Genomic DNA, 13,526 nt, shown 5'->3' with positions numbered 1-13,526 from the left:
TAATCAACTGCTGTTACAGACGCATCGGCATAACGACATAGGCCGAGTCGTCATTGCCGGACTCCTGCACCAAGGCGCTGCTGTTCGAATCCGATAGAATCAGACGGACTTGCTCTGTGGTCATGACACCCAATACGTCGAGCAGATAGCTAACGTTGAATCCGATCTCGAGTGAGCTGCCGTTGTAGTCGACGCTGATTTCTTCCTCGGCTTCTTCCTGCTCCGGGTTGTTCGCTTGAATCTTCAGCTGACCGTTCGCCAACTGAAGGCGGATACCCCGATACTTCTCGTTAGAGAGAATCGCGGTCCGGCTGAACGCCTCGCGCAGCGCCTGACGATCGCCTACAACCAGCTTGTCGCCGCCCTTGGGCAAGACTCGCTCATAGTCAGGGAATTTACCGTCAACCAGTTTCGATGTGAACGTGAATTCACCGGTGGTCGCACGAATATGATGCTGACCTAGCACGATACTGACCAGACCATCTTGCTCGGTCAGCAGTCGTGCCAGTTCAAGGATGCCCTTACGCGGGACGATCACCTGGTGACGGTCAGCCTGCTCGATCTCTGCAGCCATGGAACACATCGCCAGACGGTGACCATCAGTTGCGACCGCGCGGAGAATGCCAGACTGGACCTCAAGCAGCATGCCGTTTAGATAGTAGCGTACGTCCTGCTGAGCCATGGCAAAGCTGGTGCGCTCGATCAACCGGCGCAGTTTGCTTTGAACAAGGCTGAACGTAAGCGAACCCGGGCCTTCCTCGACGGTTGGGAAGTCGTTGGCAGGCAGGGTGGACAGCGTGAAGCGACTACGGCCTGCTTTAACGATCAGCTTCTGCTCATCGAGCTTGATGTCGATAAGGGCGTCATTGGGAATGCTTTTGCAGATGTCCATCAGCTTGCGCGCAGGAACGGTGATTTCGCCCGGCTCTGCAGGTTCTTCCAGATGGACGCGGCCGACCAGCTCGACTTCCAGGTCAGTACCCGTCAAAGACAACTGCTGGCCCTCTACGACCAGGAGCACGTTTGACAGAACCGGCAAGGTCTGACGGCGTTCGACAACGCCCGCGACCAGTTGCAGGGGTTTCAACAGGGCTTCGCGTTGAATGGTGAAATGCATGGTCTAGTCCCTTGCCTCGATAAGCTGCGTTGGCATCACGTTGTCAAAGTCCGCAGCAGGTTCTTGTAGTCCTCGCGGATGTCCGCATCGGATTCTTTCAATTCGTTGATCTTCCGGCACGCATGCAACACGGTTGTGTGATCGCGGCCGCCAAACACATCGCCAATTTCGGGAAGGCTGTGGTTGGTCAGTTCCTTGGACAATGCCATCGCCACTTGTCGCGGTCGCGCTACAGATCTGGAACGGCGTTTGGACAGCAGGTCGGAGATCTTGATCTTGTAGTACTCAGCAACAGTCCGCTGAATGTTATCCACACTCACCAGCTTGTCCTGGAGCGCGAGCAAGTCCTTCAACGACTCCCGGATGAGCTCGATCGTGATGTCCCGGCCCATGAAGTGTGAGTGAGCGATGACGCGCTTCAGCGCACCCTCGAGCTCACGCACATTGGATCGGATGCGCTGCGCGATGAAGAACGCGGCGTCATGAGGGAGGTCGACCTTCGCCTGATCCGCCTTCTTCATCAAAATCGCCACCCGTGTTTCCAGCTCAGGCGGCTCGACCGCGACCGTCAGGCCCCAACCGAAACGAGACTTCAGGCGCTCTTCCAGGCCTTCAATCTCTTTAGGGTAGCGGTCACTCGTTAGAATAACCTGCTGACCCCCTTCGAGAAGGGCATTAAAGGTGTGGAAAAATTCTTCCTGGGAACGCTCTTTGCGGGCAAAGAATTGAATGTCATCGATCAGCAGTGCATCGACTGAGCGATAGAAGCGCTTGAACTCATTGATTGCATTGAGCTGCAACGCCTTGACCATATCCGCGACAAAACGCTCGGAGTGCAAATACACAACCTTGGCATTCGGATTTTTCTTGAGCAGGTGGTTACCCACAGCGTGCATCAAGTGAGTTTTACCCAAGCCCACGCCGCCATACAGGAAGAGAGGGTTATAGCCATGCTTGGGATTGTCCGCTACCTGCCAGGCGGCCGCCCGGGCCAGTTGGTTGGATTTACCTTCGACAAAGTTTTCGAACGTGAATGTCCTGTTCAGATAGCTGGTGTGCTTCAGCGCGCCTTCAACCTGAACATTACGCTGCTCGGCGCGAGCAGGGGCTTGCTGGGAACTGGCGCCAGCCATTGGATCGAAGCTCGCCCGGGAGGGCTCGTCTTCGACATTCAAAGAGGTCTGAATCATCGGAGCAGGCGTCACGACGGACTGCGGTGCCCGTGAGGCCACCGGCGCTTCGCTGGTGGTTGCCAGCTGAGCGGCCTGAGATGCGGCGGCGGCTGCAGCGAGCGGTGCATTCGGGGCCGCACGTGGCGCCGAGCTACGCTTGCTGCCTATTAATAAGGAAATCGCCGGTGTGACTCCCTGGCCGTGCTCGCCCAGCAGCTCGAGCAATCGACCCAGGTACTTCTCATTGACCCAGTCCAGCACAAATCGGTTGGGCGCATACACGCGCAGTTCATCACCTTCGGCTTCAACCTGTAGCGGACGGATCCAGGTGTTGAATTGCTGGGCAGGCAGCTCATCGCGCAAAAGCTCAACGCATTGCTGCCAAAGTTCCACTGACACAAATATCCCCTAGATTCTGAAGCCGGCGCGGCAAAAACAAGCGGCCATTGTAACCACCCGTAGCGGACTTATCCACATGAAGGTAGGGCGCTAAGGCATCAAACCCGACAAAAATCCCTGGAAAAAAACGATCGCCGGTGGATAGTTAAGGTCTGTGGATAACCCATCCTCAGCTCGTTGCATAACCCCCGCCTGAAACCTGTGGATAAAGCACCTGTGCATAACTACACATTCTATACACAGGTTGTAGCCAGCTGCCGCACAACCGCAGCACCGCTTGTGGACATACTTTCTTCGCTCTGTACATCAAGCGCTACGTGGCCTGCAGAACCTTATCCACAGAAATTCTCGCCCTAAGCTTTTATAAGCTTTACAAAGAAGCTTTAAATACCTTCCTTCTTTATTTCTATATTTACGTTTCAAGAATGCCTCGTCCGATCACTCGCTGTCGATGGAATGCACTCAGCAAGTAAATGCAAGAAACGTTGGTTGGAAATTGACCTGCGTGCCCGCTTTCTCTAGAATCCCCGGTCTCTTAAAACGGGGGCCATTCCGGCCCGTTGTGGACGAACCAGGTAACACGCCATGAAACGTACTTTCCAACCCAGCACTATCAAGCGCGCTCGCACCCACGGTTTCCGTGCTCGTATGGCCACCAAAAACGGTCGCGCAGTTCTGTCGCGTCGTCGCGCCAAAGGCCGTAAGCGTCTGGCAGTTTGATTAATCGGCACAGGTGGTGAGTCAGGACTTCAGTCGGGAAAAGCGTTTGCTGACACCCCGGCATTTCAAGGCAGTCTTTGACTCCCCCACCGGCAAGGTTCCGGGGAAAAATCTCCTGCTCCTTGTGCGCAACAACGACCTTGATCATCCCCGTCTCGGGCTGGTGATCGGGAAGAAGAGCGTGAAGCTCTCCGTCGAGCGCAACCGTTTGAAACGCCTGATGCGTGAGTCGTTTCGCCTTCACCAGGACAACCTGGTCGGATGGGATATCGTCGTCGTCGCACGCAAAGGCTTGGGTGACATTGAAAACCCCGAATTGATTCAGCATTTCGGCAAGCTCTGGAAACGTCTGGCGCGCAGCCGGCCCGATCCCGAACTTAAAACCGAAACTGCGGGGGTAGACAGTCCAGATGCGTAAACTGGCGCTCGTTCCGATCCAGTTTTACCGCTATGCCATCAGTCCTCTGATGGCCAGTCACTGTCGTTTCTACCCCAGTTGCTCCTGCTACGCGTACGAGGCCATTGAAAATTATGGTCTGGTGCGCGGTGGCTGGCTGACCTTACGTCGCTTAGGTCGGTGTCATCCGTGGAATCCCGGTGGTTATGACCCGGTTCCACCTGCTCCCACCTCCCGTTCCTCTTCGATGGCCGAGTAATCATGGATATTAAACGCACGATCCTGATCGTCGCCCTGGCAATCGTGACCTATGTCGGTGTCCTGAAATGGAACCAGGACTACGGTCAGGCTGCCTTGCCGACTCAGAATGTTGCTGCCAACACCAATACATCCGCTATTCCTGATGCTCCGCAAGGTTCAGCGACTGCCAATGCAGACGTTCCTAGCGCTACCGGCGAAGTGGCTGCGCCGGCAGAAATGCCGGTGGCCACCAGCAAAGACCTGATACAGGTGAAGACAGACGTCCTCAATCTGGAGATTGATCCGGTAGGCGGCGACGTGGTGCAGCTTCGTTTGCCACTTTATCCACGCCGTCAGGATCACCCCGAGATTCCTTTCCAACTGTTCGATAACGGCGGCGAGCGGATTTTCCTGGCTCAGAGCGGTCTGACTGGCGCGAACGGTCCTGATGCCCGAGCCGCGGGTCGTCCTGTTTATTCGGCTACGCAGAAAAGTTTTCAGCTGGCTGACGGTCAGAACGACCTCGTCGTCGACCTGAAATTCAGCGACGGCGGCGTTAACTACATCAAGCGTTTCACGTTCAAACGCGGCCTGTATGACCTGACCGTTTCTTACGTGATTGACAACCAGAGCGCTCAGGCGTGGAACGGTAACCTGTTCGCACAACTGAAACGCGATGCGAGCGCTGATCCATCCTCGACGACTGCCACCGGTACCGCAACCTATCTGGGTGCTGCCATGTGGACACCTTCGGAACCCTACAAAAAGGTTTCCATGAAGGACATCGACAAAGGGTCGGTTAAGGATACTGTTCAGGGTGGCTGGGTTGCCTGGTTGCAGCATTACTTCGTGACCGCCTGGATTCCGAACAAGACTGACAGCAACACCGTCACCACCCGTAAGGACAGTGCCGGCAATTACATCATCGGTTTCACAGGCCCGGCATTGACGGTCGCACCTGGCGCGAAAGCCGAGACGACTGCAACGCTTTACGCCGGTCCGAAGAGTCAGGCAGTCCTGAAGGAGTTGTCCCCTGGTCTGGAATTGACGGTGGATTACGGGATTCTGTGGTTCATTGCCCAGCCCATTTTCTGGCTGCTGCAACATATCCACAGCATCGTGGGTAACTGGGGCTGGTCGATTATCTTCCTGACCATGCTGATCAAGGGGCTTTTCTTCCCTCTGTCGGCGGCCAGTTACAAATCCATGGCACGCATGCGTGCTGTCGCTCCGCGCTTGGCCGCGCTGAAAGAACAACATGGCGACGATCGTCAGAAGCTTTCTCAGTCGATGATGGAGCTGTACAAGAAAGAGAAGATCAACCCGTTGGGTGGATGCTTGCCGATCCTTGTACAGATGCCGGTGTTCCTGTCGCTGTACTGGGTACTGCTTGAAAGCGTCGAAATGCGCCAGGCACCTTGGCTGCTGTGGATAACCGACCTGTCGATCAAGGACCCGTTCTTTATCCTGCCGATCATCATGGGCGCTACCATGTTCATCCAGCAGCGTTTGAACCCTACACCTCCGGATCCGATGCAGGCCAAGGTCATGAAGCTGATGCCGATCATCTTCACGTTCTTCTTCCTGTGGTTCCCTGCCGGTCTGGTGCTGTACTGGGTGGTGAACAACACCTTGTCCATCACTCAACAGTGGTACATCACCCGCAGCATCGAAGCGAAAGCCAAGAAAGCTGAAGCCTGATCTACCCTGTTAACAAGTCATTCAAAACGCCCCCTCGTGGGGCGTTTTGCTATCCGTCGGTTGTCCAGGAGTCGGCCCATGAACGTACGTTTTGAAACTATTGCGGCCATTGCAACGGCTCCCGGACGAGGAGGCGTCGGTATCGTCCGCATTTCCGGTCCCCAGGCCGGCAAGTGTGCAGAGGCGATTCTCGGCAAACTGCCACAACCTCGGTACGCGCATTACGGCGCCTTCAAGGGAGAAAACGGCGCAGTTATCGACGAAGGCATTGGTCTCTACTTTTCCGGCCCTAACTCATTCACCGGAGAAGATGTGCTCGAGCTTCAAGGGCATGGCGGGCCCGTGGTTCTGGACATGTTGCTGCAACGTTGCGTGCAGTTGGGGTGCCGTCTGGCACGTCCCGGGGAATTCAGTGAGCGCGCATTTCTCAACGACAAGCTCGACCTTGCCCAAGCCGAGGCCATCGCTGACCTTATCGAAGCGAGTTCTGCACAGGCCGCACGTAACGCGTTGAAATCGCTGCAGGGGGCATTTTCCCAGCGAGTGCATGAGCTCACGGAGAAACTGATCAGCCTGCGCATTTATGTCGAAGCAGCAATCGACTTCCCTGAGGAAGAGATCGACTTTCTCGCGGACGGCCATGTTCTGGCTATGCTGGACAACGTTCGCAGTCAGTTATCCACAGTGCTGCGCGAAGCCAACCAGGGCGCTTTGCTCAGAGATGGCATGAATGTAGTCATTGCGGGTAGACCCAATGCTGGCAAATCCAGTCTGCTGAACGCACTTGCAGGCAAAGAGGCGGCGATTGTGACTGAGATCGCGGGCACAACCCGTGATGTCCTGCGCGAACATATCCACATTGATGGCATGCCTCTCCACGTCGTGGACACGGCCGGGTTGCGCGACACCGACGATCAGGTGGAGAAGATAGGCGTACAACGCGCACTTCAGGCGATAGGTCAGGCAGACCGCATCTTGCTGGTGGTGGATGCGACAGCGCCAGAGGCGGGCGATCCCTTCGCGTTGTGGCCAGAGTTCCTTGATCAACGACCTGATCCTGCCCATGTCACCTTGATTCGTAACAAGGTCGACCTGAGTGATGAGCCGGTAGAACTGGTGACCAGCATCGATGGCCACGTGACCATCAGTCTCAGCGCCAAGGCTGGTGGGGATGGCGTGGAGCTTCTGCGCGAGCATCTCAAGGCGTGCATGGGGTATCAGCAAACCGCTGAAGGAAGCTTCAGTGCAAGACGTCGCCACCTCGAGGCGCTGCACAAGGCAAGCGCCTCTCTTGAGCATGGTCGCTCGCAGCTGACCTTGGCGGGCGCCGGTGAGTTGCTTGCCGAAGATTTGCGCCAGGCGCAGCAGTCCTTGGGAGAAATTACCGGCGCATTCAGCTCGGACGACTTGCTGGGACGGATTTTCTCCAGCTTCTGCATCGGCAAATAACGGTCCGCTCTTTCCCCAGGCAGGTCAATCTCTCCGGATCTGCCCCATCTCGATTCATTCTTCTGACTTTTCCAGGCTCCCAATCAATGGCGGGAGGGCGCAATTGCGCCTCAAGTTCCACTCTTCAGCACCTGTTTGCACCGATAAGCCCTGTGCATAACCGCGGCTAAGCTCGGTTGATAAGCAGGCATCTGAGCTGAGGATAATCCGCCCTGTGGACAACCATCGGTTTAATCCACAGGCTCCGGCAGGTTATCCAAGGGGCTCTTTGGCACATGGACACAGGCTTTTGATTCCCTGTACATCAGGAAATATAAAGCTTTCAGAGCTTTATCCACAGAAATGTTGCTCAGTAGAAATAAACATAAAAACAAAGATCTTATAAATTTCTTTCTTTTTAATTTCTATAACCGCCATTCATCCACAGCTGGTTAGATTTTGCGCAACGGGTTTCTTAAGGGGGGGTAAGTCCCTATACTTGCCGCCATTCCTATTCCCCCCAAATAACAGGCACGAGGTGCGTGGTGGATTTCGCTTCCCGTTTTCAAGTGATCGTTATCGGCGGCGGTCATGCCGGTACCGAGGCAGCACTGGCGTCCGCACGTATGGGTGCTACCACCCTGCTGCTTACGCACAACGTGGAAACCCTCGGCCAAATGAGTTGCAACCCGGCCATTGGTGGCATCGGTAAAAGTCATCTGGTCAAAGAGATCGATGCACTGGGCGGTGCGATGGCAACGGCCACTGACAAAAGCGGCATCCAGTTTCGTGTGCTCAACAGCCGTAAAGGCCCAGCAGTCCGGGCGACCCGTGCCCAGGCGGACCGCGTGCTGTACAAGGCAGCGGTCAGAGAAATCATCGAAAACCAGCCCAACCTGTGGATATTCCAGCAGGCATGCGACGACCTGATCGTCGAGCAGGACCAGATGCGCGGCGTCGTTACCCAGATGGGCCTGCGTTTTCTGGCCGACTCTGTGGTTCTCACCACCGGTACCTTTCTGGGCGGACTTATCCACATCGGTCTGCAGAACTATTCGGGCGGCCGCGCCGGTGATCCGCCGTCTATTGCGCTTGCACGCAGGTTGCGTGAACTACCGCTGAGAGTGGGCCGCCTGAAAACGGGCACACCTCCGCGCATCGATGGCCGATCTGTGGATTTCTCGGTGATGACTGAACAACCGGGGGATACGCCGATTCCCGTGATGTCGTTCATGGGTTCCAAGGCTCAGCACCCGAGTCAGGTCAGCTGCTGGATTACCCACACCAACGCTCGGACCCACGAAATCATCGCTGCCAATCTTGATCGGTCGCCGATGTACTCCGCTGCCGGGGAAATCGAAGGGGTCGGGCCGCGTTATTGCCCGTCGATTGAAGACAAGATTCATCGTTTTGCCGACAAGGAAAGCCATCAGGTGTTTATCGAACCGGAAGGTTTGACGACCCATGAGCTTTATCCAAACGGTATATCGACCTCGCTGCCGTTTGACGTCCAACTGCAGATCGTTCGGTCTATCCGTGGAATGGAAAACGCCCACATCGTGCGGCCTGGCTATGCCATCGAGTACGACTACTTCGATCCGCGCGACCTGAAGTACAGCCTGGAAACCAAGGTTATCGGTGGGTTGTTTTTCGCAGGACAGATCAACGGCACAACCGGTTACGAAGAGGCCGGTGCCCAAGGTTTACTCGCGGGCGCCAACGCAGCGCTTCGGGCTCAAGGCAAGGACAGCTGGTGTCCGCGTCGCGATGAGGCATACATCGGCGTGTTGGTGGATGACCTGATTACGCTGGGCACCCAGGAGCCGTACCGGATGTTCACCTCGCGTGCCGAGTACCGCTTGATTTTGCGGGAAGACAATGCGGACTTACGTTTGACCGAACAAGGTCGGGCGCTCGGCTTGGTCGACGATGCCCGCTGGGCGGCGTTCTGTGCCAAGCGTGAAGGCATCGAGTTGGAAGAACAGCGTCTGAAATCCACCTGGATTCGTCCGGGTACCGAGCAGGGCGACGCAGTCTCGGCTCACTTTGGTACGCCGTTGACCCACGAATACAATCTGCTGAATCTGCTGAGCCGTCCCGAAGTGGACTACGCCAGTCTGGTTGCGCTGACCGGTAACGGCTCGCCTGACCCGCAGGTCGCTGAACAAGTCGAAATCAAGACCAAGTACGCCGGTTACATCGACCGTCAGCAAGACGAGATCACTCGTCTGCGGGCCAGCGAAAACACCCGGCTCCCTGCGGATATCGATTACACCGGGATTTCCGGTCTGTCCAAGGAAATCCAGAGCAAGCTGGGGATAACTCGTCCGGAGACGCTGGGCCAGGCCTCGAGGATTCCCGGCGTCACGCCAGCGGCGATTTCTCTGCTGATGATTCATTTGAAAAAACGCGGCGCGGGCCGTCAGTTGGAGCAAAGCGCTTGATTTCGATGGTTACCCCGCAGCATGCAGAAGAACTGACCCTTGGCGCTCGAGAGCTAGGCGTCGAGTTGAGCGAGAGTCAACACCGTCAGTTGCTGGCTTATCTGGCTTTGCTGATCAAGTGGAACAAGGCCTACAACCTGACTGCCGTTCGTGATCCGGATGAGATGGTGTCTCGCCATCTGCTGGACAGCTTGAGCGTGGTGCGTTTTATCGCGGGTGAGCGTCAGCTGGATGTCGGCAGCGGCGGCGGGATGCCCGGCATTCCGCTGGCCATCCTGTTTCCGGAGATGAAAGTCACGGTGCTGGACAGCAACGGTAAGAAAACCCGGTTTCTGACGCAGGTCAAACTCGAGCTAGCGCTAGCCAACCTGGAAGTTATCCACAGCCGTGCCGAAGCATTCCAGCCCGAGCTGCCGTTCAACGGCATCATCTCCCGCGCCTTCAGCAGTCTGGAAGACTTTACCCAGTGGACTCGGCACATGGGCGACGGCGAAACACGCTGGTTGGCAATGAAGGGTCTGCATCCAGTGGATGAACTGGTAGCATTGCCCGCAGATTTTCATCTGGAAAGCGCGCAAGCCTTGGCCGTACCCGGTTGCCAAGGTCAACGGCATCTGCTGATACTGCGCCGCACGGCATGACAGGGAACACACGCAAGAATGGCTAAGGTATTCGCGATAGCGAACCAAAAAGGGGGTGTGGGTAAAACCACAACCTGCATCAACCTCGCGGCTTCGCTGGTGGCAACCAAGCGTCGGGTGCTGTTGATCGATCTTGATCCGCAAGGCAATGCCACCATGGGCAGCGGTGTGGATAAGCACGGTCTTGAGCATTCGGTTTACGACTTGCTGATCGGCGAGTGCGACCTGAATCAGGCCATGCACTTTTCTGAGCACGGCGGTTATCAGCTGCTACCGGCAAACCGCGATCTGACCGCTGCCGAGGTGGTCCTGCTGGAAATGCAGATGAAGGAATCGCGTCTGCGAGCAGCACTGGCACCCATCCGCGAGAACTACGATTACATTCTCATCGACTGCCCTCCATCTTTGTCGATGCTGACGCTCAACGCGCTGGTCGCGGCCGACGGCGTGATTATCCCCATGCAGTGCGAATACTTTGCGCTCGAAGGTCTGAGCGACCTTGTGGATAACATCAAGCGCATCGGTGAACTGCTCAATCCTCAACTCAAGATCGAAGGTTTGTTGCGGACCATGTACGACCCGCGGCTTAGCCTGATCAACGATGTTTCGGCGCAGCTCAAAGAACATTTTGGCGAGCAGCTGTACGACACCGTTATTCCGCGCAATATTCGTCTGGCCGAGGCGCCTAGCTTCGGTATGCCGGCATTGGCGTACGACAAGACTTCTCGCGGCGCGCTGGCTTACCTGGCGCTTGCGGGCGAAATGGTCCGTCGCCAACGTCGCGGCAGTCGCACCGCGGCTCAGCCCACTTAAGGAAATTCCATGGCCGTCAAGAAACGTGGACTCGGACGTGGGCTGGACGCACTGCTGAGCAGCCCCACCGTCACCGCACTGGAAGAACAGGCGGTGAAGGCGAGTGAGCGCGAGCTTCAACACATTCCGCTGGACCTGATTCAACGAGGCAAATACCAGCCGCGTCGTGATATGGATCCCCAGGCGCTGGAAGAACTGGCTAACTCGATCAAGGCGCAAGGGGTTATGCAGCCGATCGTGGTCCGCCCGATTGCCGACAACCGCTTCGAGATCATCGCCGGTGAACGCCGGTGGCGCGCCAGCCAGCAGGCCGGGATCGAGTCGATTCCTGCCATGGTGCGTGATGTGCCCGATGAAGCGGCCATCGCGATGGCGTTGATTGAGAACATCCAGCGCGAAGACCTGAATCCGATCGAGGAGGCGATTGCCCTGCAGCGTCTGCAGCAGGAATTTCAGCTGACCCAGCAGCAAGTTGCCGAGGCGGTGGGCAAGTCCCGAGTCAGCGTCGCCAATTTGCTGCGACTGATCGCATTGCCGGAAGTGATCAAGACCATGCTCTCCCATGGAGATCTGGAAATGGGCCATGCCCGTGCATTGTTGGGACTGCCCGAAGATCAGCAGGTTGAAGGGGCGCGACATGTTGTCGCACGCGGTTTGACCGTGCGCCAGACTGAAGCACTGGTTCGCCAGTGGCTGAGCGGCAAACAGGAGGCTGCGGAACCTGTGAAGGCCGATCCTGATATCACTCGCCTGGAGCAGCGCCTGGCCGAGCGGCTGGGCTCCGCGGTGCAAATCCGCCATGGACAGAAGGGCAAAGGTCAGTTGGTCATCCGTTATAACTCGCTGGATGAGCTGCAGGGTGTGCTCGCTCACATTCGCTGAAACAAATCATGCGTAGCGCGTAGTCGGAAATCACTACCTGGCAGTTGAATAGGGGCTGAACCGCCCCTATACTCTGCGCGCATTTTGTCGGCACAATTTATGCCAAGTTGTTGATTTTGGCGGCCGGCTCACGAGGAGCCCATGTGATGGAGACACGCACGCCAAACCGCCTGCCATTCCATCGCCTGGCTGTTTTCCCGATCTTGCTGGCTCAATTGATTGTCCTCTTGGGGGCAGCGCTGGCGCTTTGGCAGTGGCACGGCGTCGTAGCCGGGTATTCGGGGCTTTGCGGTGGCCTGATAGCCTGGCTGCCGAATGTGTATTTTGCTCATAAGGCATTCCGGTACTCCGGGGCCAGGGCAGCGCAGGCCATCGTTCGGTCGTTCTACGCCGGCGAGGCAGGCAAGTTGATTTTTACGGCAGTGCTCTTTGCACTGACGTTTGCAGGAGTAAAGCCGCTGGCTCCGCTGGCGGTTTTTGGCGTTTTCATACTGACCCAACTGGTCAGTTGGTTTGCGCCCCTGCTACTGAGAACAAGACTTTCGAGACCTTAGGGCGTTTGAGGCAACCATGGCAGAGCAAACAGCTTCGGGCTATATCCAGCACCACTTGCAGAACTTGACCTTTGGTCATTTGCCTGACGGCAGTTGGGGCTTCGCGCATTCCGCAGCGGAAGCAAAAGAAATGGGCTTTTGGGCTTTCCACGTCGATACCCTCGGCTGGTCGGTCGCACTGGGCCTGATTTTCGTCCTCATCTTCCGCATGGCCGCAAAGAAGGCGACTTCCGGTCAGCCGGGCGCGCTGCAGAACTTCGTCGAAGTGCTCGTAGAGTTCGTCGACGGCAGCGTCCGGGACAGCTTCCATGGCCGTAGCGCCGTGATCGCTCCTCTGGCATTGACCATCTTCGCCTGGGTATTCCTCATGAACGCCGTCGACTTGATTCCCGTCGACTGGATCCCGCAACTGGCGATCATGATCACCGGTGATCACCACATTCCTTTCCGCGCCGTATCGACTACCGATCCGAACGCGACGCTGGGTATGGCACTGTCCGTGTTTGCCCTGATCATTTTCTACAGCATAAAAATCAAGGGTATCGGCGGCTTCATCGGCGAATTGACCCTGCACCCGTTCGGCAGCAAGAACGTTTTCGTTCAAGCGCTGTTGATTCCGGTGAACTTCCTGCTTGAATTCGTGACTCTGGTGGCCAAGCCGATCTCTCTGGCACTGCGGCTGTTCGGCAACATGTACGCGGGTGAACTGGTGTTCATTCTGATCGCGGTTATGTTCGGCAGCGGCCTGCTGTGGCTCAGCGGTCTGGGCGTGGTCCTGCAATGGGCGTGGGCTGTGTTCCACATCCTGATCATCACCCTGCAAGCGTTCATCTTCATGATGCTGACCATCGTCTACCTGTCGATGGCTCACGAAGATAACCATTGAGACCCGCCTGGCGAGTCTGATGATCCCCTCGCTTAGGTGAGGGGGTGCCCGCGAGGGCTTGATGTAAGAAACGATTTTGCTTTACCGCTTTAATCTAAGAAAACCTAACCAATACGACGTAAAAGTCGGGAG

13 protein-coding genes are annotated in these 13,526 nt (G+C 56.6%); 11 read left to right on the top strand and 2 right to left on the bottom strand.

Features of this window, described 5'->3' with window-relative positions; all coding sequences use genetic code 11:
* Nucleotides 1-13: 13 nt before the first annotated feature.
* Nucleotides 14-1,117 (bottom strand): DNA polymerase III subunit beta, encoded by a 1,104-nt coding sequence (dnaN, locus tag AC07VF_RS07765; protein WP_192174392.1) that lies wholly within the window; start codon nt 1,115-1,117, stop codon nt 14-16.
* Nucleotides 1,118-1,152: 35 nt separating this feature from the next.
* A complete protein-coding gene (gene dnaA / locus AC07VF_RS07760; protein WP_495008317.1) occupies nt 1,153-2,688 on the bottom strand; it encodes a chromosomal replication initiator protein DnaA in 1,536 nt (511 codons plus the stop codon).
* Between the two features lie 585 nt (nt 2,689-3,273).
* Between dnaA and rpmH the strand changes: the two genes are divergently transcribed.
* The 11 genes from rpmH (at nt 3,274) to atpB (ending at nt 13,394) form a co-directional block, all read left to right on the top strand.
* Entirely contained in the window at nt 3,274-3,408 is a 135-nt protein-coding gene (gene rpmH, locus AC07VF_RS07755) for a 50S ribosomal protein L34 (RefSeq protein WP_002551315.1), read from the top strand.
* Nucleotides 3,409-3,424: 16 nt separating this feature from the next.
* Complete coding sequence (rnpA, locus tag AC07VF_RS07750; RefSeq protein WP_122534378.1) at nt 3,425-3,826, top strand: ribonuclease P protein component; 402 nt, start codon at nt 3,425-3,427, stop codon at nt 3,824-3,826.
* A complete protein-coding gene (gene yidD, locus AC07VF_RS07745) occupies nt 3,819-4,064 on the top strand; it encodes a membrane protein insertion efficiency factor YidD (RefSeq protein WP_074886126.1) in 246 nt (81 codons plus the stop codon). The genes rnpA and yidD overlap by 8 nt, the downstream gene beginning before the upstream one ends.
* Nucleotides 4,065-4,066: 2 nt before the next feature.
* Complete coding sequence (yidC, locus tag AC07VF_RS07740; RefSeq protein ID WP_423572067.1) at nt 4,067-5,746, top strand: membrane protein insertase YidC; 1,680 nt, start codon at nt 4,067-4,069, stop codon at nt 5,744-5,746.
* A gap of 78 nt (nt 5,747-5,824) precedes the next feature.
* Nucleotides 5,825-7,195 (top strand): tRNA uridine-5-carboxymethylaminomethyl(34) synthesis GTPase MnmE, encoded by a 1,371-nt coding sequence (gene mnmE / locus AC07VF_RS07735; protein ID WP_346627352.1) that lies wholly within the window; start codon nt 5,825-5,827, stop codon nt 7,193-7,195.
* A 524-nt stretch (nt 7,196-7,719) separates the two neighbouring features.
* Complete coding sequence (gene mnmG / locus AC07VF_RS07730) at nt 7,720-9,618, top strand: tRNA uridine-5-carboxymethylaminomethyl(34) synthesis enzyme MnmG (protein WP_495008318.1); 1,899 nt, start codon at nt 7,720-7,722, stop codon at nt 9,616-9,618.
* A complete protein-coding gene (rsmG, locus tag AC07VF_RS07725) occupies nt 9,618-10,259 on the top strand; it encodes a 16S rRNA (guanine(527)-N(7))-methyltransferase RsmG (protein WP_495008451.1) in 642 nt (213 codons plus the stop codon). The genes mnmG and rsmG overlap by 1 nt, the downstream gene beginning before the upstream one ends.
* Before the next feature lie 18 nt (nt 10,260-10,277).
* Nucleotides 10,278-11,072: a ParA family protein gene (locus tag AC07VF_RS07720; protein ID WP_192174386.1), complete on the top strand. Its 795-nt coding sequence runs from the start codon at nt 10,278-10,280 to the stop codon at nt 11,070-11,072.
* A gap of 9 nt (nt 11,073-11,081) precedes the next feature.
* Entirely contained in the window at nt 11,082-11,954 is an 873-nt protein-coding gene (locus AC07VF_RS07715) for a ParB/RepB/Spo0J family partition protein (protein WP_282365441.1), read from the top strand.
* A 146-nt stretch (nt 11,955-12,100) separates the two neighbouring features.
* A complete protein-coding gene (locus AC07VF_RS07710) occupies nt 12,101-12,508 on the top strand; it encodes a F0F1 ATP synthase subunit I (RefSeq protein WP_172610187.1) in 408 nt (135 codons plus the stop codon).
* 16 nt (nt 12,509-12,524) lie between these two features.
* Nucleotides 12,525-13,394: a F0F1 ATP synthase subunit A gene (atpB, locus tag AC07VF_RS07705; protein ID WP_282365440.1), complete on the top strand. Its 870-nt coding sequence runs from the start codon at nt 12,525-12,527 to the stop codon at nt 13,392-13,394.
* Nucleotides 13,395-13,526 lie beyond the last annotated feature (132 nt).

This window comes from Pseudomonas sp. GW821-FHT02H06 (genome assembly GCF_059421525.1).
This window is presented reverse-complemented; position numbering and strand designations above follow the sequence as displayed.